Annotated in this window: 18 protein-coding genes; 4 read left to right on the top strand and 14 right to left on the bottom strand. The window is 57.0% G+C overall.

The features are described from left to right. Nucleotides 1-35: 35 nt before the first annotated feature. Nucleotides 36-446 carry a MarR family transcriptional regulator gene (locus tag J7395_RS01570; RefSeq protein WP_209220319.1) on the top strand — a complete coding sequence of 137 codons (411 nt, stop codon included), beginning with the start codon at nucleotides 36-38 and terminating at the stop codon, nucleotides 444-446. A 1,356-nt stretch (nucleotides 447-1,802) separates the two neighbouring features. Here J7395_RS01570 and J7395_RS01565 read toward each other — a convergent pair. The 4 genes from J7395_RS01565 to J7395_RS01550 are packed head-to-tail and all read right to left on the bottom strand — an operon-like array spanning nucleotide 1,803 to nucleotide 6,962. Then, the gene (locus J7395_RS01565) at nucleotides 1,803-2,354 is read right to left on the bottom strand and encodes a sarcosine oxidase subunit gamma family protein (RefSeq protein WP_209220318.1); all 552 of its coding nucleotides are present in this window, start codon (nucleotides 2,352-2,354) and stop codon (nucleotides 1,803-1,805) included. A gap of 32 nt (nucleotides 2,355-2,386) precedes the next feature. After that, nucleotides 2,387-5,380 (bottom strand): sarcosine oxidase subunit alpha, encoded by a 2,994-nt coding sequence (locus J7395_RS01560; protein WP_209220317.1) that lies wholly within the window; start codon nucleotides 5,378-5,380, stop codon nucleotides 2,387-2,389. Further along, nucleotides 5,377-5,697, bottom strand: coding sequence for a sarcosine oxidase subunit delta (locus tag J7395_RS01555; protein ID WP_062960758.1), 321 nt, complete (start codon nucleotides 5,695-5,697; stop codon nucleotides 5,377-5,379). Before J7395_RS01555 ends, J7395_RS01560 begins: the two co-directional genes overlap by 4 nt. A gap of 11 nt (nucleotides 5,698-5,708) precedes the next feature. Next, on the bottom strand, nucleotides 5,709-6,962 hold the full coding sequence (locus J7395_RS01550) for a sarcosine oxidase subunit beta family protein (protein ID WP_062947815.1): 1,254 nt from the start codon (nucleotides 6,960-6,962) through the stop codon (nucleotides 5,709-5,711). Nucleotides 6,963-7,207: 245 nt separating this feature from the next. Here J7395_RS01550 and J7395_RS01545 point away from each other — a divergent pair, with 245 nt between their 5' ends. Both J7395_RS01545 and J7395_RS01540 read left to right on the top strand, forming a co-directional pair. Further along, nucleotides 7,208-8,155, top strand: a complete 948-nt coding sequence (locus J7395_RS01545; RefSeq protein WP_209220316.1) for a 2-hydroxyacid dehydrogenase — start codon at nucleotides 7,208-7,210, stop codon at nucleotides 8,153-8,155. A 66-nt stretch (nucleotides 8,156-8,221) separates the two neighbouring features. After that, nucleotides 8,222-8,602 (top strand): LysR family transcriptional regulator, encoded by a 381-nt coding sequence (locus tag J7395_RS01540; RefSeq protein ID WP_209220315.1) that lies wholly within the window; start codon nucleotides 8,222-8,224, stop codon nucleotides 8,600-8,602. On the opposite strand, the gene modC is transcribed toward J7395_RS01540, so the two are convergent. The 8 genes from modC to J7395_RS01500 form a co-directional block, all read right to left on the bottom strand. Beyond that, the gene (gene modC, locus J7395_RS01535; RefSeq protein WP_209220314.1) at nucleotides 8,599-9,714 is read right to left on the bottom strand and encodes a molybdenum ABC transporter ATP-binding protein; all 1,116 of its coding nucleotides are present in this window, start codon (nucleotides 9,712-9,714) and stop codon (nucleotides 8,599-8,601) included. The genes J7395_RS01540 and modC overlap by 4 nt on opposite strands. Further along, a complete protein-coding gene (gene modB / locus J7395_RS01530; RefSeq protein WP_082832814.1) occupies nucleotides 9,711-10,403 on the bottom strand; it encodes a molybdate ABC transporter permease subunit in 693 nt (230 codons plus the stop codon). The genes modC and modB overlap by 4 nt, the downstream gene beginning before the upstream one ends. Before the next feature lie 6 nt (nucleotides 10,404-10,409). After that, nucleotides 10,410-11,198 carry a molybdate ABC transporter substrate-binding protein gene (modA, locus tag J7395_RS01525; protein WP_209220313.1) on the bottom strand — a complete coding sequence of 263 codons (789 nt, stop codon included), beginning with the start codon at nucleotides 11,196-11,198 and terminating at the stop codon, nucleotides 10,410-10,412. Nucleotides 11,199-11,367: 169 nt separating this feature from the next. Beyond that, nucleotides 11,368-11,883: a hypothetical protein gene (locus J7395_RS01520; RefSeq protein ID WP_062960752.1), complete on the bottom strand. Its 516-nt coding sequence runs from the start codon at nucleotides 11,881-11,883 to the stop codon at nucleotides 11,368-11,370. A gap of 75 nt (nucleotides 11,884-11,958) precedes the next feature. Then, the gene (locus J7395_RS01515; protein WP_062947804.1) at nucleotides 11,959-12,648 is read right to left on the bottom strand and encodes an exonuclease domain-containing protein; all 690 of its coding nucleotides are present in this window, start codon (nucleotides 12,646-12,648) and stop codon (nucleotides 11,959-11,961) included. A 2-nt stretch (nucleotides 12,649-12,650) separates the two neighbouring features. Further along, nucleotides 12,651-14,519: a DUF294 nucleotidyltransferase-like domain-containing protein gene (locus J7395_RS01510; RefSeq protein ID WP_062947802.1), complete on the bottom strand. Its 1,869-nt coding sequence runs from the start codon at nucleotides 14,517-14,519 to the stop codon at nucleotides 12,651-12,653. Between the two features lie 114 nt (nucleotides 14,520-14,633). Beyond that, nucleotides 14,634-16,400: a sodium:solute symporter family protein gene (locus tag J7395_RS01505; RefSeq protein WP_209220312.1), complete on the bottom strand. Its 1,767-nt coding sequence runs from the start codon at nucleotides 16,398-16,400 to the stop codon at nucleotides 14,634-14,636. Between the two features lie 35 nt (nucleotides 16,401-16,435). Then, nucleotides 16,436-16,693 (bottom strand): DUF4212 domain-containing protein, encoded by a 258-nt coding sequence (locus tag J7395_RS01500; RefSeq protein ID WP_062947798.1) that lies wholly within the window; start codon nucleotides 16,691-16,693, stop codon nucleotides 16,436-16,438. 538 nt (nucleotides 16,694-17,231) lie between these two features. Between J7395_RS01500 and ettA the strand changes: the two genes are divergently transcribed. Continuing rightward, on the top strand, nucleotides 17,232-18,914 hold the full coding sequence (gene ettA, locus J7395_RS01495; RefSeq protein ID WP_062947796.1) for an energy-dependent translational throttle protein EttA: 1,683 nt from the start codon (nucleotides 17,232-17,234) through the stop codon (nucleotides 18,912-18,914). A 133-nt stretch (nucleotides 18,915-19,047) separates the two neighbouring features. Here the strand turns inward: ettA and J7395_RS01490 are convergent, their stop codons facing one another. Continuing rightward, the gene (locus tag J7395_RS01490) at nucleotides 19,048-19,695 is read right to left on the bottom strand and encodes an ABC transporter substrate-binding protein (RefSeq protein WP_247741919.1); all 648 of its coding nucleotides are present in this window, start codon (nucleotides 19,693-19,695) and stop codon (nucleotides 19,048-19,050) included. 14 nt (nucleotides 19,696-19,709) lie between these two features. Further along, nucleotides 19,710-20,495, bottom strand: coding sequence for a VacJ family lipoprotein (locus J7395_RS01485; RefSeq protein WP_231858108.1), 786 nt, complete (start codon nucleotides 20,493-20,495; stop codon nucleotides 19,710-19,712). Nucleotides 20,496-20,624 lie beyond the last annotated feature (129 nt).

Genomic DNA, 20,624 nt, shown 5'->3' with positions numbered 1-20,624 from the left:
CGTCGGGGACAAAACCGATACAGGCAAACGGCGACATGCCGTTATCCGGACGCTTCTGCTTTGTTTTGCAGCGGGTCAACCGCGTGATTTCAAGGAGGCTTAACAGCGTCTTGCAGTCGATCAGAATAACCGGTTCACAGTTGATGATTTTGGATGCCATCGGCATGGATAGCGACCTTCGCCAGAAAGATCTGGCAGAGCTGCTTGGAAAGGATCACGCCACGATTACGGCCAATCTTGCGCCGTTGGTGCGACGTGGATTGGTTGTTCGGGATGAAGATCGGAAGGACCGTCGTGCCCATAGGATTGCACTTACTCCGGATGGGGTGAGTCTTCTGGGGCAGGCACGTGAGCTTGTGGAAGGATTTGAGGCGGACCTAGGGTGCCGTATCTCCGGTGAACATGCACTGGTCGAACTTTGTCGCGCCTTGAACCGATTATCGTAGCGTTTATGTCGCATTACAGAGGAGAGCCAATTTTACAGGAATTTGGCTTTGGTCGGACGAAAAGGGAGAAACTGAAATGTTTCAGCGGTTATGGAAAAAGTGTCAGGGTTGCATTGGAAAGTTTGAATGGGTTGATGATCCGGAAGGGGATTATCTGCTTGATCTCGAGCAAAGAATTCATCGTCTTGAGAGGGATGTCACCCATCTGAGAGAAGCATATTCGGATTCAAAACTTCAGTCCGGGAAGTAGGGACCGGAAAACAATCAACCGGATCTGACAGGCTGGCCGAGTGTGCCGACGTTCATTTTTTGAGCCCATAAAAGTGACCGCGGGTGAAATGTCAGCTTTTCTGGCACGTGACACCATCCAATGGGCATGTGCCACATCTTGCTTATCATGCAATTTTCTGAAAAAGTTCTTGATTTGTTCTTTTATCTGTGGCATAAGAGAAAAGTCAACGGGAGAAATCCACCCGGACCGAAACCCGCGAGGCCTTGTGCCTCGCGGGTTTTTGCTTTTGGGGCCGGATCAAAGAGGGTGATCAGGATGCAGTGGCAAAGATACGGACACAGACACGGGCAGGGCGGCGGGGTGCTCCGCAGGATATGGGCCGGTGGATGGCGGAGCCATTACGGCGGCGTTCTGCCCAAGGACTAAGGCAGAGGACTAAGGGAGCTAACCCGGTCATTTGTCATGACGGGAGAGGTGCGTCTTGTTGGGAAAGGAGCATTAAATTTGCCGGGAGCGGCAGGAATGGCAGCAGGGGGCAGCAGTGAGTTCTGGCCCGACGATGGTGGACAGGTGGGGCCCGTGCGCCCGAAGTTTGTCCCGGGTTCATCGGTTGCCGGAAATGTCGCCATGGCCGGGAGTGATCGGAGCGGGACGTGGGTCCGAAGACCGGTTGTTGGCGAGGCTGGCGGAGGCCCGAGGTTCGTCCGGGCTTCCGATGATTGCGGGGGTGCTGTCATGACCGGAAGTGACCGGGGCGGGCTGTGAGGCGGAAGGCCGCTGTCTGCGCGGCATTAGCGGGGATGCCGAAGTCCTAGGTTTGTCGGGACTTCCGATGGTTGCCGGAAATGCGACCATGGCCGGAAGACCGGAGTGGGCTGTGAGGCCGAAGGCGGCCTGTCTGCTGCCGTGTTGGCTGGGATGCCGAAGCCCCGCGTTCGTCCGGACTTCCCGGGTTGCGGGACGTCCGGTTTTGGCGGAGGTGGTTTGCCGTTGGGGCCGTCGTCGGCTGGGAGCGGGTTGGGGTTCGTGGCGTGGCTTTTGCGGGGAAATGCCGTTGGTCGAGGCGTCATATCGCAGCGTCGGTCCCGGTTTGCGGCAGCTTTGCAAAGAGCCTGAGTGTCGGGTTATTCGCCCGCCAATTCACCACAACCCGTTTCCAGAAGGGCGATGACATGCGGAGCAAAGGAGCGCCAAAGATCGAGGCGGTAATCCTGATCGCCATCCCGCCAAAGCACCGCGGACACACCATCAAAAACCGTGCGGCGTGCTTCGCCGGTTGGTAGTTGATCAAGGTCGCGCGGGCATCCGATGGTGATAAGGTCGCTGGCCTTCGGGCCTGTGATATGGACGGTAACCTCGCGGTCGGAAATTTCCGTCAGGCTGTGCGGGGTTTGGGCATAGATCGCGGCACAGGCATCGGTGATCGTTCCTGCCTGATCTTCGGGGGCGATGATCGTCCATTCGTCCGGGCCAAGGCATATGATTTCAATATCCCCTTTGCGCCCGCACTGACCGATTTTGGCCGGAAGGGTTACGCCAAGCGCCTTTGACAGGGCTTTCTGTTCGGGCGTTGCGGCCCGAAGGGAAAAGCGGGCGACAGGGGGCAGAAGTGCTACACGCACGGCGGAGCTTTCGGCCAGTATCCCGGCTTTGGACAGGTCGATATGTGCAGTCATTGCAGTCATCTCCGCTTGTATGACCTTGGAATTTAAAGTTTGAGACGCGCATTTTCGGGGTCGTAAAAGACCGTGCCGGTGATGGTGGCCCTGATCGTCCGGTCCGGCATCGGGATATAAACCGTTTCGCCGGTCTTGCCGTGGCCGCCTTCGATCAGGGCAAGGGCAATCGGGCGACCTGCCGCGTCGCTGTGATAGGACGATGTCACGTGGCCGACCATCTTCATCGGGATCGGCTGGTTCGGATCAAGGACAATCTGCGCGCCTTCTTCAAGTTTGGATACGCCATCATCGGTCAGAAGCCCGACCAGTTGTTTGCGGCCTTCTGCCGTCAGGTCCGGGCGGTTAAGGGCCCGCATGCCGACAAAGTCGGGCTTGTTTTTGCCAACCGCCCATCCGGCACCCGCGTCATAAGGCGTCACCGTCCCGTCGGTATCCTGACCGACAATGATGAAGCCCTTTTCAGCACGCAGGACATGCATGGTTTCGGTGCCATAGGGGCAGATATCGTATTTCTGACCCGCCGCGAACAGCGTTTCCCAAAGCGCGCGGCCATGACGGGCGGGGACATTGACCTCAAATCCAAGTTCGCCCGTGAAGCTGACGCGGAACAGGCGGGCCGGGAAACCGGCAACCGAGCATTCGGCAATCGACATATGCGGGAAGGCTTCGTCGGAAATATCGAGCCCCTCGACAAACGGGGCCAGAAGATTACGCGCATTCGGACCGTTCAGCGCAATGGTTGCCCATTGTTCGGTGGTCGAGGTCAGCCAGACTTTCAGATCCGGCCATTCCGTCTGAAGGTAATCTTCCATCATGTTCAGGACACGCGCCGCCCCGCCGGTGGTGGTGGTGATGTGGAAACGGTCATCGGTCAGACGGCCAATCACGCCGTCATCGCGGATATAACCATCATCGCCAAGCAAAAGGCCATAACGGGTGCGACCGGGGGCAAGTTTGGTCCAGGGGTTGGTATACATGCGGTTCATGAATTCAACCGCATCAGGGCCGACCACCTCGATCTTGCCAAGGGTTGATGCGTCAAACATGCCAAGCGATTTGCGCGTTTCGCGGCATTCGCGACGTACGGCGGCGTCCATGTCTTCGCCGTCCTTGGGGAAATACCATGCACGACGCCACAGGCTGACCGGTTCGAATACGGCGCCATTTTCTTCGGCCCAGCTATCGATGGGGGTTTTGCGGGTGACTTCGAAATGATCCCCCTTGTGATAACCGACAAACGCCCCGAACGTCGTCGGGGTATAGGGCGGGCGGAACGTAGTCAGGCCGACTTCGGGCTGTTTCTTGCCAAGCGCATCGGCGGCAATGTTCAGGCCGTTGATGTTTGACATCTTGCCCTGATCGGTTGCCATACCATTGGTGGTGTAGCGTTTGACATGTTCGATCGAACGCATGCCTTCGCGCACGGCAAGGCGCAGATCCTTGGCCGTCACATCGTTCTGATAATCGACAAAGGCGCGGGCCTTGCCAGCGTCAAGGTCGGTCGGAAGTTCGGTGTGGCTGGCACCCGAACCGGTTCGATCATCGGCAACCGAAAGCGTTTTGACCGTGGCGGTTTTGCCAAGTGCTTTGGCCGCCGCAGCGCCCATCGCGGCCCCGTCATTAAGGGCGGCTTCGATCCCCCAAAGGCCACGCCCGGCACCGGCGATCTGGCAATCCTCGGTAATGCGGTCGGGCAGGAAGGTCTGGCTTTGGTCATCCCATTTTAGCGATCCCTTGGTGTGGGAAAACAGATGGAGCGACGGGGTCCAGCCCCCGCAAACCAGAAGGCTGTCGCAGGCCAATGTCTGGGCGGCCAGAACGGTGCCATTTTCAACCTTGTTGATCCGCACCGATTTGATGCGCAGGCGACCGGACGTGCCGGTTGCGGTATAACCGGCAAAGACCGTGATCCCGCGTGCGGCGGCTTCCTTGACAAGGTCGGCATTCGGGGTCGGGCGGGTGTCGACAATGGCTTCGATCTTCGTTCCGGCCGATGCCAGATCAAAGGCCGCATACCATGCGCTGTCATGGCTGGTGACGACGACGGCATTGTTTCCGACACGCACGCCATAGCGGTTCAGATAGGTTTGCGCCGACCCGGCCAGCATCACGCCCGGACGATCATTGCCATCAAATACCAGCGGCTTTTCAAGCGCACCCTGCGCCAGAATGACCTGTTTGGCGCGCACCCGCCACATCCGTTCCCGCGGGGTGCTGGCGGCCGGTTTTTCGAGATGATCGGTCAGTTTCTGACACAGGCCGATCATGTTCTGATGGTAATAGCCAATTGCTGTGGTGCGGGTCATGATCCGCACACCAAGGTCGGTCAGGGCATCAAGTTCGGCCTCCAGCCAATCCCATGCCGGTTTGCCGTCAATTTTTGCCTGTGGTTCGCTTAAAATCGTTCCGCCCGGTTCGGCGTTTTCATCGACCAGTGTGACGCGAAGCCCGGATTCAGCGGCGGCACGTGCGGCGGCAAGGCCGGCAGGACCGGCACCGACAACCAGAATATCGGTATGCAGATAACGCGATGCGTAATTGTCCGGATCGGGTTCGGTCGGTGACACGCCAAGACCGGCAGCCGCCCGGATGAAGGGCTCGTAAACCTTGTCCCAGAACGAGCGGGGCCACATGAAGGTCTTGTAATAGAACCCGGCGGAAAACAGCATGTAAAGGCGGTCATTGATCGCGCCGATATCAAATTTCAGGCTGGGATATTTGTTCTGGCTGTTGGTTTCAAGCCCGTTCCAGATTTCCTGCACGGTTGCGCGCGTGTTGGGTTCAAACTGTCCCTTGCCGCGGCGCGTTCCGATCAGGGCATTCGGTTCTTCCGAGCCTGCGGCAATCGGGCCACGTGGACGATGATATTTGAACGAACGCCCCATCAGGTGAACGCCATTGGCGATCAGCGCAGATGCGACAGTGTCGCCTTCAAGGCCCTGATAGGTGTCGCCGTCAAAGGTGAAGGAAACCGGCCGATTGTGAAGGACCCGGCCACGCCCCGGAACACGGAAAGCGGTCATTTCGAAGGCTCCTTCTTTGCGGCATCTTCAAGCAAAACAGCAAGGTCAGGGCGCGGTTCGCCTGCCTTGTATGTCGTCAGGAACCGGTCCGAAACGGTGTCGCGCACGGCGTTAAAGAACCGGCCGCAGCCATGTGCATGACGCCAGCGTTCAAAATGCGGTCCCTTGACATTGGTGCGGATGAACAGGAAATCGCGCCATTCATCATCGGTTTTGTCCGCCGGATTTTCCGGACGCGCGATATGGGCTTCGCCGCCATAGGTGAATTCCAGTTCCGGCAGCGTTTCATCGCAATAGGGGCAATGGATGAGAAGCATGTTCGTTCTCCTCAGTGTGCGACGGCGGCTGCGGCCGCTTCGTCAATCAGACGGCCGGTCCGGAAACGGTCCAGCGTGAAGGGGGCGTTGATGTCATGCGGGGTGCCCTTGGCAACCGTCCATGCAAGCGTATGGGCAGCCCCCGGTGTGGCCTTGAACCCGCCCGTGCCCCAGCCGCAATTGACGTAAAGGCCGGGTACCGGTGTCATGCCAAGGATCGGGGAGCGATCCGGGGTCACATCCACAATGCCGCCCCATTTGCGCAGCATCCGCATGCGGTTGAAGATCGGGAAAATCTCGCAGATCGCGGCAACCGTATGTTCGATCAGCGGCAGGCCGCCACGTTGCGAATAACTGGTATATTGATCGGTGCCCGATCCGATTACGAGTTCGCCCTTGTCCGACTGGCTGATATAGGCATGCACGGTGTTGGACATGACGACACAGGGGAAGATCGGCTTGACCGGTTCGGACACCAATGCCTGAAGCGGATAGCTTTCAAGCGGCATGCGCACACCGGCGGTTTCCATAACGACACTGGTGTGACCGGCAGCCGAAACCGCGACCTTTTTCGCACGGATAAAGCCCTTGGCGGTTTCAACACCTTCGACCGCGCCATCCGGCCCGCGGCGGATCGCAGTGACCGGGCAGTTCTGGATGATGTCGACACCGCGTTGCGATGCCCCGCGTGCATAGCCCCACGCAACCGCATCGTGGCGGGCGGTTCCGGCACGCATCTGAAGCGCGGCACCGACGACCGGATAGCGTGCGTTGGGCGAAATATTAAGCGGCGGGCAGAATTCCTTGGCTTCCTGGGGCGTGAGCCAGCGGTTATCGACACCGTTCAGGCGGTTGGAATGGATGTGGCGCTGGAAGGACTGAACGTCGTGAACATTGTGTGCGAGCATCAGAACGCCGCGGCGCGAAAACATGACGTTGTAATTCAGATCCTGGCTAAGACCTTCCCAGAGATCAACGGCATGGTCATAAAGCCGCGCACTTTCATCATAAAGATAGTTTGACCGGATGATCGTGGTGTTGCGCCCGGTATTGCCGCCACCCAGCCAGCCCTTGTCGATCACGGCGACATTGGTGATGCCATGTTCCTTGGCCAGATAGTAGGCCGCGCCGAGCCCGTGCCCGCCGGCACCGACAATGACGACGTCATATTCTGCCTTCGGTTGGCTGTCGGGCCATTGCTCCTGCCAGTTCTTTTGTCCTGTAAGAGCATTCTTTAACAGCGACAAAGCAGAAAAATGCGTCATGAGAAGCGGCTCCACCAAGTGTCATGATTTTGCACGATTAGATGTGAATTTGCGACGTCGCGATTGGATATTTGCGTCATATCTGTTGTACATATTCGCCATCCGGGCAGGTAGTGTGCAATGGCGCAGCGGCAGGTGGCAAGTTCAGGGGGCCTGCACACGGGCCTGTTAATTGTCCTGTTCTCTTGTTTTACAAGTTGCATGCCGCTAGTCTGTGACCTCCCGCCACCAACGGAGAAGCCCCGATGTCACGTTCTGACAAACATATCCTTGTTGTTTCGGCCATCCGGCCGCGTCACATGGAAGAACTTGCTGCGAAATACGAACTGCATCGCTGGGATCAGGCGACGGACAAGGATGCGTTTCTGGCCAATGTGGCGGACAGGATTACAGCCCTTGTTTCGACCGCCGGGGTCGGGGTGCCGACGGAGCTGATCGGGAAGTTGCCGAACCTTAAGGTCATTACAAGTTTCGGGGTCGGTTATGATGCGATTGATATTGCGGCCTGCACGGCGCGAGGCATTCGCGTTTCCAATACGCCCGATGTTTTGAATGACGATGTGGCCGATACCGCGATCATGCTGCTGCTGGCGACGCTTCGGCGGCTGGTTGTTGGCGACCAGTGGGCGCGCAGCGGTCAATGGTCGGAAAAGGGGGCGATGCCGTTAACCACAACGGCACGCGGCAAGAAGCTTGGCATTGTCGGGCTTGGCCGGATCGGGCAGGCGATTGCGTCGCGGGCGGAGCCGATTGGCATGGAAATCGGTTATTTCGGACGATCCAAAAAACCGGTCGATTATCATTATGAGGCCGATCTGATCGGGCTTGCGAACTGGGCGGATGTTTTGATGATTTCCTGCCCCGGCGGGGCGGCGACACAGGGGATCATTAATGCCGACGTTTTGAAGGCGCTTGGCCCGCGTGGTTTTGTCATCAATATCGCACGTGGTTCGGTGATTGATGAACCGGCCCTGATTGCGGCACTTCGGGATGGCGTGATTGCCGGGGCGGGGTTGGATGTGTTCCATAATGAGCCGCATATGGACCGTGCCTTTGCCGAATTTGAGAATGTCGTGCTGTATCCCCACAACGCCAGCGGCACGGTTGAAACCCGCGATGCGATGGCGCAGATGGTGGTCGATAATCTGGCGCGGTGGTTTGCGGACGGGACGCTGGTGAGCCCGGTTAACTGATTGTACGGATGCCCGTTTCGCGGTTGGCAGTAGCGCACATGTGACCAAGGCGCTAGATTGTCCGTCATGAGCAAAAACGACCTTAAAATCCGGCTTAAAATCGAATTGCCCGATGGGGTTCGCCTTGGTTATGGCAAGATTGATCTGCTGCGCGCGATTGATCGTGAACAGTCGATTTCGGCGGCGGCGCGGTCGATGGGCATGTCCTATCGCCGGGCATGGATGCTGCTTGAAGAATTGAACAAAAGCTTTGCCAGCCCGGTTGTTGAAACCCGGATGGGGGGTGCAGGCCGTGGCGGGGCCAGCCTGACCGGGACGGGGATGCGGATCATTGCGATTTACGACGATGCGCAAACCCGTGCGGAGGACGCGCTGGCCGACCAGTTACGCAAGCTTGCCGATGAACTGGCGGGCGATCCTTCCCCGCCGACCGAAGACGGGGCTTAAAGATCGTCGGCGCGCAGATGCCCGTCGACCGTGACCGATTTGATCACCGCGAAGACCCTTTGTCCGATGGCAAGTTTCAGACGTGTTGCCGACCATTGGGTGATGCGGGCATGGATTGTGCGGTTTTCACCGGTATCGTCATGACCCAGCCCCAGTGTGACATCCAGCGTATCGCCGCCATTATCGGCGATATCGCGGATCGTTACCGGCAGGACGTTGTTGGCGCTGATCCCGGTCGGGGCTGTTCGGGCGATCATCACATCCCGTGCACGGATATGCAGGCGCACCGGGCTTCCGGATTTCTTGCCAAGGAAGGGCACGACAAATCGTTGCCCGGCACAGTCAAGGAAGCTTATGACACCCTTCGGGTCGCGGCTTTTGACCGTGGCCGGAAGTACGGTTCCCGTATCGAACTGCCCGGCAAGCGGGGCAAGGTCGGTTCGGCCCAGCATGTCAAACACCGATCCGCTGGCAAGCGTTTTGCCGCCTTCCATCACCACCATATGATCCGCCAGACGGGCGACTTCATCAATCGCGTGACTGACATAAAGGATCGGCAATTGCCGTGCGTCGCGCAGATTTTCCAGATAGGGAATGATCTCGTTCTTGCGGCCCTGATCAAGGGCGGAGAGCGGTTCGTCCAGCAGCAGGATTTCCGGATTGCCCAGCAATGCCCGGCCCAGCGAGACGCGCTGTTTCTCGCCGCCGGAAAGAAGGTTGGGGCGGCGCGATAGCAGATTGCCGATACCGAGCATCGCGATGACATCATCACAGGCGGCTTTGTTCATGGGCCGGTCGCAGCGTTTATGGCCGTAAAACAAATTGGCCGCGACACTCAGATGCGGGAACAGTCTGGCATCCTGAAACACATAGCCAACCCGGCGTTTTCGCGGTGCCAGATTGATCCGCTTCATGCTGTCAAATACAGCACGGTCATGGATGGTGATCCGCCCCCGATCCGGGCGCAGCAACCCGGAAATCGCATTGATGATGGTGGTTTTACCGCTGCCCGACGGGCCAAAAAGGGCGGTAATGCCGGGTTCGGCAATGTCGAACTGCGCATGCAGGTCCAGCTTGCCGATCTTGTGGCGGATATCGACGGAAATGCTCATGCGCGGGCCCTTTTGCGAATATGGCGCATGGCAAATTCCGAAAGCAGAAGCCCGATCAGGGCAAGTCCGATGGAAATGGCCGCAAGGCGTGCGGCGGCCAGTTCGCCGCCCGGTGTCTGGATCGCGGTATAGATCGCAAGCGGCAGGGTGCGTGTTTCACCCGGAACGTTCGACACAAAGGTAATGATGGCACCAAATTCGCCAAGGCTTGCGGCAAAGGCGGTAATCGCCCCGGCAATGATACCGGGCAGGGCCAGCGGCAATGTCAGGCTGAAAAACCGGTCAACCGGCCCGGCCCCCAGCGTTTCGGCGGCGTGATAAAGGCCGGGATCGATATTTTCCAGTGCCAGCCTGATGGCGCGGACCTGAAACGGGAAGCTTACGATCCCTGCGGCCAGTGCCGCACCGGTCCAGCTAAAAATCAGGCGGATATCAAACGTTTCCAGCAACCATGCACCAAGCGGCGCGCGGGTGCCAAAACTGATCAGCAGCAGATAACCCATCACAACCGGTGGCAGGATGAGGGGCAGATGCACCAGGGCATCGACCAAAATCCTGCCGGGAAAGCGGGCCTGCGCGAGAAGGGAAGCGGCCAGAATGGCAAAGGGCAGGGCACATATCACCGCCACGCCGGAAATGCGCAGGCTTAGCAGCAGGGCTTCGATCTCGGCTTCGGTGAGTGTGATCATGGTTTGTTATTGTGTCTTCGGGCTGGTTGCCGGGCGGTTGAAACCATATTCCGCAAAAATCATGCCCGCGTCATCCCCCAAAAGCCACGCCAGCAATTTTACCGCGGCGGGGTTTGTTTGCCCGGTGGTGATGGCAACCGGATAGGTAATGGCCTGATGACTGTTTTCGGGGAAGGTGGCGATGATTTTAACATCGGCCGCGATGGCGGCATCGGTGGCGTAAACGATGCCAAGCGGTGCCTCGCCCCGTTCCACCAGCGCCAGGGCGGCGCGCACATTGTCAGCGCGTGCGAGCCTTGGTTCCACGGTGTTCCATTGGCCAAGGTTTTCAAGTGCCTGTCTGGCGTAAATGCCCGCCGGGACATGGTCCGGGTCGCCAACGGCGATGCGGTCTTCTTCACCGATCAGGCTGGTCAGATCGGTTTGGGAATTGATCGTGATCGGGGCGAGGTCGCTGTCGGCCGGTGCGATCAGGACAAGCGCATTGGCCAGAAGGTCATGGCGGCTGTTGGCGGCAATCAGGTCCTGATCGGCAAGCCAGGTCATCCATTTCTGATTGGCTGAAATATAGAGATCAGCCGGGGCACCTGCGGCGATCTGGCGGGCCAGTGTCGATGAACTGGCAAAGGACAGTTGCAATGTGTCCCCGGTCGCCGTGGCATAGCTTTGGGCCACCTGTGTCATGGCATCGGTGAGGCTGGCGGCGGCAAAGACCGTGATTTCCTCGGCGCGGGCGGTGGTTGCGGCAGCCACAAGCAACAGGGAAGCAAGGCCGGTTCGGATCAGATGGCGCATGGGAAAAACCGTGCTGATGGGGTTGGGAAGGGGCAATAATCCCCGCTATATTTCATGAAATATAGCGGGGCGTCAACCACCTGCACCGTCAGGGCGAAACCGGTCGGGATCGCCAAAAAGAAAGGACCGGCAATGCCGATCCCTGTCTTGGATGGTTGGAATGTCCGGTTCAGTTGCAGACCGATCGCAGCGGATCGTCGTCATTCATGGCGAACCATTCGTCAATTCCGGTCGGGAAACCGTTGGCGTCCAGTTCGGTTTGGGCGGTGATATATCCGCGCCTGTTTGCACCGCACTCCACCAGATGGGTAAGGGCGAGCGTTTCGGCACCCTTTTTAAGCAGCAGGGTGGTGACCCGTTTCTGATCGGGGTTATCCGGATTAACGACAATCTTTTCGCTGTCGATGGCGGTAAAGCGGTTAACCGGTGCCGAAATCAGCGTCCAGGGTGCAAACGGATTTTCGTCGGCAAAAGTCTGCACGATGCTGATCTGTCCCGGCAGGCGTGACGAATAGCGATCAAACCAGCTATATTCGTCCCAGATCATATAGGCGAACATGCCGATTGCCGCGACAAATGGAATGACATATTTCGGTGCCTTTCGCCCCCACAGGCGAAACAGCAGCATGACGACACCGGCACAGGCAAAACCGACCACAACGGTCGTCAGAATAAACACATACATCCGGCGCGAAGTCCCCTGATTTATTGTTATGACTTGATCAGTCTGGCGGGTGTTCCCGTTTCCCCTGATAACGGATTAGCGCAGCACGCGGCGAAGCTCAAGTTCACCTTTCGGATCACGCTTGGCAATCTGTGCCAGAAACAGCCCGGATGCGGCAATCGCATCGGAAAGGGCATTGTGAACGCGATACGGCGGCAGGTTGTGGGTATGGCGCAGTGATTCCAGTTTCAGTGCCCCGGCCTTCATCGGTTGCCCCTGCCGGTGCAGATCACGAAGGGCCAGTACCAGCGTATCGACGGTCGGCATTTGCAGGGATGCGCCAAAATAACGTTTGCAGGCATGACCAAGAAAGCCCAGTTCAATCGGCGCGTGATGGGCCACCAGAACCCGCCCGGCGAGAATCGGCAGGATATGGGCCAGCGCGATTTCGATATCGGGTGCCTGTTCGACATCGGTATCGAAAATGCGGTGCACGATCACCGAACTTTCGCTGAGTTCCTTTTTGGGGCGCACCAGAAGATGCTGGCAGCTTGAAAAATCGACTTCAAGGCGGCGAATGATCACAAGGCCAATCGAAACGATTTCGTCCTGTTTCGGATCAAGGCCGGTGGTTTCCAGATCAAGGGCGACAAATTCGACATCGCGGACCGGCGTATCGGGATCGGCGGCGGGGATATCGTAATAGGCGCGAAGCGGCCCGGTTGCCCGACGCTGGACCATCTGGCGGTAAAAGTCGCTATCGATGATTTTCTGACGCAGGCCCATTGTTATGTCCCGCTTTTGCCAAAGGCGCTTTCAAGGGCGGCCTGGAGATTCTTGATCACCGAAAACGCATCTTTCAGATGGGTGCGTTCAAATGCCGACAGGCTTTCGGGATGCAGGAAGTTATCGGGGCGGTCGCCATCACGAATTTGCCGGACCTGATGTTTCAGGCGCGTGATGCTGATGAATTCAAATGCATCCAGAAGGTCGGATGCCCCCTGTTTGCTGATGGATGGGAAGGCCATCGCGGCCTCGAGCCGTTCATAGGTATTGACCACGTCAATGCCGTTCGCAAGCGCATGGATGCGCGCGATATCGACAATCGGCACCACGCCGTTATGTTTCATATCGAGCGTGCGGTCATGTTCGCCGCCACGGATCATGACAAAGTTTTTAAAGAAGCCAAGCGGCACATGATGGGTCAGGGCGTTGCCAACCATATAGGCCAGGAAAATGCGGTTGCCCTTTGCCTTGGTGACAATCATCCGGTGCAGGTCTTCAAAGATCGCACGTGTCCCATGGATCACCCGCAGGTCGAACCAGACAGAACACAGCATCAGGGCCTTTGGCTCCGGCTGTTCGATCCATTTGTTGAAATATTGCTGCCAGACACGGACCGGCTGACGCCATTCGTCGGTTTTTGCCATCATCTCGCCGGGGCAATAGATGTAGCCGACGGTATCAAGGCCATCACAGACAAAATCGGCCAGTGATTTGAAATAATCCCCATGCTGTTCGGGATCATAGGCGTCATCAAGGATCAGGCAGTTATCCTGATCCGAAAGGGCGGTCTGTTCCTGTCGCCCCTGTGATCCACCCGCCATCCAGACATAGGGGACAGGCGGCGGGCCAAATTTTTCCTCGGCCAGTTGCAACAGGCGTGATGTTGCCGCGTCCGAGAGGGTGGTGACGATATGCCCCGCATTGCGCGATGTCGCCCCGGCCTCGATCAGGTTGCTGAGCAGTTCGGGGATTTGCGCAATGACCTTTGCCATGTCTGCCGGTCTGGTCATCTTGCGGATGCGTCCGACCATGTGGACGGCGGAAAGCGATTGGCGCGCCAGCAGGTTGTTGGTGGTAATCACGCCGATTGCCTTGCCATCCTTCATCACCGGAAGGTGACGGACATTGTTGCGCGTCATGGTCAGAAGCGCGTCAAAGGCATAATCGTCCGGCCCGATGCTGATCGGGTTCGGGGTCATGATATTTGTCACCGGCTCGTCAAAGGATCGGGCTTCGGCAACAACGCGGTTGCGCAGGTCACGGTCGGTCATGATACCGGCAACCTCGTCCCCGTTTTGCGTGATCAGCAGGCAGGAAACCCGTTCACTGCTCATAAGTTTGCCGGCTTCGAGGATGGAGGCACCGATATCGATGCTGACAAGGTCCCGCGCGATCAGATCGGATACCCGGATGGACATCAGTTTAAGCTGATCATCATCACGTTTTTCAAGCAGTTGCATGCCGCTTCGAAGCCGGGCACCGCCCATCTGTTCAAAGAAGTAATTGAACTGCGGGTATTTCCCCGCCAGATCGTGGAAATCCTTTTCGGGCAGCAGATAGACAAGGCTGTCTTCGAGCATGGTGATGTTGTTGGCGGCCTTGCCATTGCGGAACATCGCGCGCACGCCGAAACATTCACCTTCGCCAAGGCGGGCAAGAAGCTGTCCATCGGGATCGCGTGTTTCGGTTCCGCCTGTCCGGATGATGTGCAGATGCAGGCATTGCTGTTCGGGTGAGAGGACTTTGGTGCCTTTGCGGAAATAGCGCGCGGTAAGGCGCTTTGGCAACGCCTCGATCACGTCGTCTGGCAACAGATCGAACGGGTGATGCTGTTTGAGGAAATCGCTGATTTCTTTTAGTTCCAGACTCATATGACCATTCCTCCCTGTCGTGCTGCATTGTTGCCCGACTTCGAGGCAAAAGAAAAGGCCCCCGGAAGAACTTCCGGGGGCCAGCAACAGGTTTCTTGCAAACCAGTCGACCGATTAGTGGTCAACGGCGCCACCGGCTCCTTTCGGAACGCGGATGTCTTCAATCAGGTGCTGGATATGTGCCGGCGGTTCCGCCGTAACTTTCGACACGCCGAAAGCAACGAGGAAGTTCAGGATCATACCAACAACACCGATGCCTTCCGGCGAAATGCCGAACAGCCAGTTTGCCGGAACGTTTTCGATCAGCACCGGGATAAAGATGCCCTTGTAGGACATGATATAGCCCATGGTGAAGACCAGGCCGACAAGCATCCCGGCAATCGCGCCTTCACGGTTAACCTTCTTGGAGAAGATCCCCATGATGATAACCGGGAACAGCGATGCGGCAGCCAGACCGAAGGCAAAGGCCACCACCTGCGCCACGAAGCCGGGCGGATTGTATCCCAGATAACCGGCAATCAGGATCGCAACGGCTGCTGCGATACGACCGGCCATCAGTTCCTGTCCTTCTGTCATATCCGGCGTCAATGTGCCTTTCAGAAGGTCATGCGAGATACCCGACGAAATCACAAGCAACAGACCGGCTGCCGTTGACAGTGCGGCGGCAATACCACCGGCAGCGACAAGGGCAATCACCCAGTTCGGAAGCTGTGCGATTTCAGGGTTGGCCAGAACCATGATGTCGTTGTCAACTTTAAGTTCGTTACCGGCCCAGCCATATTCGGCGGCTTTGGCGGCAAAGTCCTTGTTGGCATCGTTATAGTACTGGATACGGCCATCGCCGTTTTTGTCTTCGAATTTCAGAAGACCGGTGGCTTCCCAACGGCTCATCCAGTCCGGACGATCTTCGACTTTAAGGTTGCCTTCCGGATCGCCAACTGCGCCGATCTGGACGGTTTCGGTCAGGTTCAGACGCGCCATTGCGCCAACTGCCGGGGCAGTGGTGTAAAGGATCGCGATGAAGACCAGTGCCCAACCGGCCGAAGAACGCGCATCGCGGACTTTCGGAACCGTGAAGAAGCGGACGATAACGTGCGGCAGACCTGCCGTACCGACCATCAGCGCAAGCGTGATGCAGAAGATGTCGATCGTCGATTTGCTGGTGGTGGTATATTCGAGGAAGCCCAGTTCGGTCACGATCTGGTTCAGACGGTCGAGCATGTAATCGCCCGTGCCGTTAACCGTGGAACCGAATGCCAGCTGCGGCAGCGGATTGCCGGTAAGCTGGAAGGCGATGAAGATTGCCGGAATGGTATAGGCAATGATCAGCACGCAATACTGTGCCACCTGGGTGTAGGTGATGCCCTTCATGCCGCCAAGAACGGCATAGATGAAGACGATGCCCATGCCGACGATCAGGCCGGTCAGGATTTCGACTTCGAGGAAGCGCGAGAACACGATACCAACACCGCGCATCTGGCCTGCAACATAGGTGAACGAGATGAAGATCAGGCAGATAACGGCAACGATACGCGCTGCTTTGGAATAGTAACGGTCACCGATGAATTCCGGCACGGTGAATTTGCCGTACTTGCGCAGGTAAGGTGCCAGAAGCATTGCCAGCAGGCAGTAGCCGCCGGTCCAGCCCATCAGGTAAACCGAGCCGCCATAGCCAAGGAAGGCAATCAGGCCGGCCATTGAAATGAAGGATGCAGCAGACATCCAGTCTGCAGCGGTCGCCATGCCGTTGACGACCGGGTTAACGCCCTTGCCAGCGACATAAAACTCGCCGGTGGTGCTTGCCTTGGCCCAGATCGCGATGCCGATATACAGCGCGAAACTCAGACCGACGACAATATAGGTAAGGGTAGTAAGATCCATTTGTCTGTCTCCCCGGATCCGGAACTTCGTTGACGTCAGTCGTCTTCGTGAACGTCGAATTCACGGTCCAGTTTGTTCATCTTGCTCACGTAGACGAAAATCAGCGCGACAAAGACGTAAATGGACCCTTGCTGGGCAAACCAGAATCCGAGCTCAAAGCCCGCGATCTTGATGCTGTTCATCGCATCGACAAACAAGATGCCGAAACCGTAGGAAACGACAAACCAGATGATCAGCAAAGTGGTCACCAGTTTTACGTTTCGCTTCCAGTAGGCTGCGCTTTGCTCATCCATAGCGCGTCTCCTTCCTAGAAAATGAAAACTTCCCTGCCGACCGGTTATTGAGTTCTTTTTTGTCCCGGTCCGCCTGCTTTTGATGCAGTGGTGGCGTCTGCACACACCATTGCCAACAAATTCGATAACAGTTTTCAGAATGCGCCAGAAGCTAATCATTAGTCGTATATATTAGGGCTCCTGCGTTCCCCAACCTGCTGGAAACACTGAAAGAACCCACAAAATCCGCCATTTTTTCGACATTGTTCGGCGCTGCACAATGACATGCTGTTTTTAATCGAAATACGCGCATATTTGTTTGATTCTGCATTATTAACGGTTGATTTTGCCCCGAACGGGGTGTTTTGCGACGCGTTTTGGCCCGCGTCGTTTCCACCCGTGCACATTCAAAGCGCATCACAGTGATTGCCGTTGTTTGTCATTGTTTGTAAGGGGCCGGTCGGTTACAAACGGGCAAAGCTTTCTGGATGGTCGCAATGCGATGATCCGCATGTCCCGGCATGGTCCGGGATTTCTCACATTTTGGATGGGGAATTTAATGGCATCCTACCAGTATATTTACGTCATGAAGGACCTGACCAAGATCCTTCCGGGTGGTCGTGAACTTTTCAAAGGCATCACGCTGTCCTTCCTGCCGGGTGTGAAGATCGGTGTTCTCGGGAACAACGGTGCCGGTAAATCGACCCTGCTTAAAATCATGGCGGGTATCGAAAAGGATTTTTCGGGTGAAGCCTGGCCTGCCGAGGGTGTCCGTGTCGGTTACCTTGAACAGGAACCGCAGCTGAACCCGGCAAAAGACGTTCTGGGTAACGTTATGGAAGGCTGTGGTCAGATTGTTGACGATCTGGCGCGCTTTAACGAAATCAGCATGGCGTTTGGCGAGCCGATGACCGACGACGAGATGAACAATCTCCTCGCCGAGCAGGGCGAATTGCAGGAACGCATTGATGCGGCCAATGGCTGGGATCTTGAGCGGACGCTTGATATCGCCATGGACGCGCTGCGCTGCCCGCCCAAGGATTCCGACGTAAGCAAGCTTTCGGGTGGTGAGCGCCGCCGCGTTGCGCTTTGCCGTCTGTTGCTGGCAAAGCCTGACATTCTGCTGCTTGACGAACCGACCAACCATCTGGATGCGGAATCGGTTGCGTGGCTGGAACGTCACCTTGAAGACTATCAGGGCACTGTCATTCTGGTCACCCACGATCGTTACTTCCTCGATAACGTTACCGGCTGGATCCTTGAACTCGACCGTGGTCAGGGCATTCCGTATGAAGGCAACTATTCATCCTGGCTGGAACAGAAGCAGAAGCGTCTGGATCAGGAAGCCCGTCAGGAAGGCAGCCGTCAGAAGCAGCTTGCATCCGAACTGGACTGGATCCGTCAGAACCCGAAAGGCCGTCAGGCGAAATCCAAGGCCCGTGTCCGTGCCTATGACGATCTCGTTGCCGAAGCCGCCAAGGCGGTTCCGGATTCAACCAAGATTGTTATTCCGATTGCCGAACGCCTTGGTAACGAGGTGATCACGGCCGAAGGTCTGACCAAGGCATTTGGTGACAAGCTTCTGTTTGATGATCTGCATTTCCGTCTGCCGCCGGGTGGCATCGTTGGTGTTATCGGTCCGAACGGTGCGGGTAAAACCACTTTGTTCAAGATGCTGACCGGCAGTGATAAACCGGATGCCGGTACGCTCAAGATCGGTGAAACCGTCAAGATGGGCTATGTCGATCAGTCGCGTGACTCGCTTGATCCGAACAAGACCGTCTGGCAGGAAGTCTCCGACGGGCTGGACGAGATCCTTCTGGGCAAACGCCCGATGAGCTCGCGTGCCTATGTATCGCAGTTCGCGTTCAAGGGGGCCGATCAGCAGAAGAAAGTCGGGCAGCTTTCAGGTGGTGAACGTAACCGCGTTCACCTTGCCAAGATGCTGAAATCGGGCGCGAACGTTCTGCTGCTTGACGAACCGACCAACGATCTTGATGTCGATACGCTGCGTGCGCTTGAAGAAGGTCTGCTGGAATTTGCCGGTTGTGCCGTGGTCATCTCGCACGATCGTTTCTTCCTTGACCGTATCGCGACCCACATCCTGGCCTATGAGGGCAATTCGCATGTCGAATGGTTCGAAGGCAACTATCAGGAATATGAAGCGGATTACAAACGTCGTTATGGCGACGCGGCGGATCGTCCGCATCGCATCAAATACAAGCCGCTGACCCGCGGTTAATGACAAAGGCCGCCCATCGGGCGGCCTTTTCTTTTGCGGGCATCTTGGGTTGGCATTCGGGCCGCAAGCGTGAAAAAAGCCACCGGCAAATCACCGCCGGTGGCTTTTGATTTCTGTTCTGGTTGCGACGGAATTATTTTCCGACTTTCGCCCGCAGGTTTTCTGTCAGGGCGGAAACCTCGCCACCATTTTTCTGGATGACAGCGGTAAATTCGTCGCGCTGGGTGATCCCCATGCTCAGGCCTTCGACGGTCACATCAATGATTTTATATTCATCACCGAATTCGCGCAGACGCCAGACGATCGACACCGGCGGGCCGTCCGGGCGGACGAACTGCGAATTGACGAACGTATCCTTGTTCTGCTGTTTCTCGTCGCCGACAACGAACTGCTCGCCATTGAAATCCTTGAACTGGCTGGCATAGTTAAGGGCCAGATAGTCCTGCAGAAGATCGGCGAACTCGTTGAGTTCTTCCTCGGAGATGGAGCGCCAGTAGCGCCCCAAGACAAAACGGGAAATCACATCCATCGCGAAGTAACGATCCATCAGCGCGACGAAGTTCTGTCGGCGGGTGTCGTTGCTTAGCGATTGATCGGTCAGGCCGACAATTGCCTCGCTCGCAAGGGTTTTGATGACGTCGGTTGCACTGCGGCTGGCTGCGACCTCGACCGTATGGGACGATGCGGAAGTCGCGTTACCTGCAAATGCAGGACCGGCCACAAGGCCGGTCACACTGACGATTGCTGCCGCCAAAGCGGGAATCGCAATTCTGCTTTTCATGTTCGACCGAACCATTAATTTGCTGCTGCTTCAAACGCGTCATCAAAGTCGGCAGAAGCGCTTTCGTCTTCGAATTCCGGTGCAGAAGGTTCTGCGCCGTTGCGAATGGCGGCGTTTCGTTGCTGACGATAGAGGCTACGCAAAGCAGCATAATAGTCAATCGAGGTTTGTTGCAATTCGTTAAGCTGGTTGAGCGTGCTGTAGCGCGCATTCAGTGCGGTCAGAGCCAGCGAACCGAGATAGAGCGTATCAAGGGTCTCGCTGTTCCGGCTGCCCCAGGTCAGCGGATTGCTTACATAATCGACCGCAATACCGGCGGTATCGCGCAGGTTCGACGGACCAAGCAGCGGCAGGACGATGTAAGGACCGCCGCCGATGCCGTAATGGCCAAGAGTCTGGCCGAAATCTTCGGAATGATAGGCGATGCCAAAATCGGCAGCCACATCATTGAAACCAAGGAAGCCGATCGTGGTGTTCATGATGAAGCGCTGAACCGAGTCAGCGGCCTGATCAGGGTCACCCTGAAGCAGCGAGTTCAGCGCATTGACCGGTTCACCGATATTGCGCACAAAGCTGCGGACGGCGGTTTTGACCGGTTGGGGCGCGATGTCGCGATACCACATGGCGGCGGGGTAAAGGACCATAAAATCAACGGCACCATTAACCCCGTGAACGACCCGGTTTACCGGTTCGAGGGGGTCATAATCACTTGTGTCCTGTGCCGGCTGGGTGGACGCGCATGCTGTCAGCATGGACAGAGATGCACCAGCGCACAGCGAAAGCAAAGTTCGAAGTTTCATTATTTTTGCCAAACGATTTCGATACAAACTTTCCCCGACCCCGAGACGCCCTTGAAATCGGGACTTCAAGAACATTACCCAACCTGCTGCCCGCGAAGAAAACAGGAATGTGCGATGCACACGTCTCAG

The organism is Thalassospira sp. A3_1 (assembly GCF_017744215.1).
Taxonomy (GTDB): Bacteria; Pseudomonadota; Alphaproteobacteria; order Rhodospirillales; family Thalassospiraceae; genus Thalassospira; species Thalassospira lucentensis_A.
This window is presented reverse-complemented; position numbering and strand designations above follow the sequence as displayed.

Excerpts from the sequence above, each read along its gene's own strand:
- J7395_RS01570 (WP_209220319.1), top strand. The coding sequence starts at position 36 with ATGCCGTTATCCGGACGCTTCTGCTTTGTTTTGCAGCGGGTCAACCGC.
- J7395_RS01565 (WP_209220318.1), bottom strand. The coding sequence starts at position 2,354 with ATGACTGCACATATCGACCTGTCCAAAGCCGGGATACTGGCCGAAAGC.
- J7395_RS01560 (WP_209220317.1), bottom strand. The coding sequence starts at position 5,380 with ATGACCGCTTTCCGTGTTCCGGGGCGTGGCCGGGTCCTTCACAATCGG.
- J7395_RS01555 (WP_062960758.1), bottom strand. The coding sequence starts at position 5,697 with ATGCTTCTCATCCATTGCCCCTATTGCGATGAAACGCTGCCGGAACTG.
- J7395_RS01550 (WP_062947815.1), bottom strand. The coding sequence starts at position 6,962 with ATGACGCATTTTTCTGCTTTGTCGCTGTTAAAGAATGCTCTTACAGGA.
- J7395_RS01545 (WP_209220316.1), top strand. The coding sequence starts at position 7,208 with ATGTCACGTTCTGACAAACATATCCTTGTTGTTTCGGCCATCCGGCCG.
- J7395_RS01540 (WP_209220315.1), top strand. The coding sequence starts at position 8,222 with ATGAGCAAAAACGACCTTAAAATCCGGCTTAAAATCGAATTGCCCGAT.
- modC (WP_209220314.1), bottom strand. The coding sequence starts at position 9,714 with ATGAGCATTTCCGTCGATATCCGCCACAAGATCGGCAAGCTGGACCTG.
- modB (WP_082832814.1), bottom strand. The coding sequence starts at position 10,403 with ATGATCACACTCACCGAAGCCGAGATCGAAGCCCTGCTGCTAAGCCTG.
- modA (WP_209220313.1), bottom strand. The coding sequence starts at position 11,198 with ATGCGCCATCTGATCCGAACCGGCCTTGCTTCCCTGTTGCTTGTGGCT.
- J7395_RS01520 (WP_062960752.1), bottom strand. The coding sequence starts at position 11,883 with ATGTATGTGTTTATTCTGACGACCGTTGTGGTCGGTTTTGCCTGTGCC.
- J7395_RS01515 (WP_062947804.1), bottom strand. The coding sequence starts at position 12,648 with ATGGGCCTGCGTCAGAAAATCATCGATAGCGACTTTTACCGCCAGATG.
- J7395_RS01510 (WP_062947802.1), bottom strand. The coding sequence starts at position 14,519 with ATGAGTCTGGAACTAAAAGAAATCAGCGATTTCCTCAAACAGCATCAC.
- J7395_RS01505 (WP_209220312.1), bottom strand. The coding sequence starts at position 16,400 with ATGGATCTTACTACCCTTACCTATATTGTCGTCGGTCTGAGTTTCGCG.
- J7395_RS01500 (WP_062947798.1), bottom strand. The coding sequence starts at position 16,693 with ATGGATGAGCAAAGCGCAGCCTACTGGAAGCGAAACGTAAAACTGGTG.
- ettA (WP_062947796.1), top strand. The coding sequence starts at position 17,232 with ATGGCATCCTACCAGTATATTTACGTCATGAAGGACCTGACCAAGATC.
- J7395_RS01490 (WP_247741919.1), bottom strand. The coding sequence starts at position 19,695 with ATGAAAAGCAGAATTGCGATTCCCGCTTTGGCGGCAGCAATCGTCAGT.
- J7395_RS01485 (WP_231858108.1), bottom strand. The coding sequence starts at position 20,495 with ATGAAACTTCGAACTTTGCTTTCGCTGTGCGCTGGTGCATCTCTGTCC.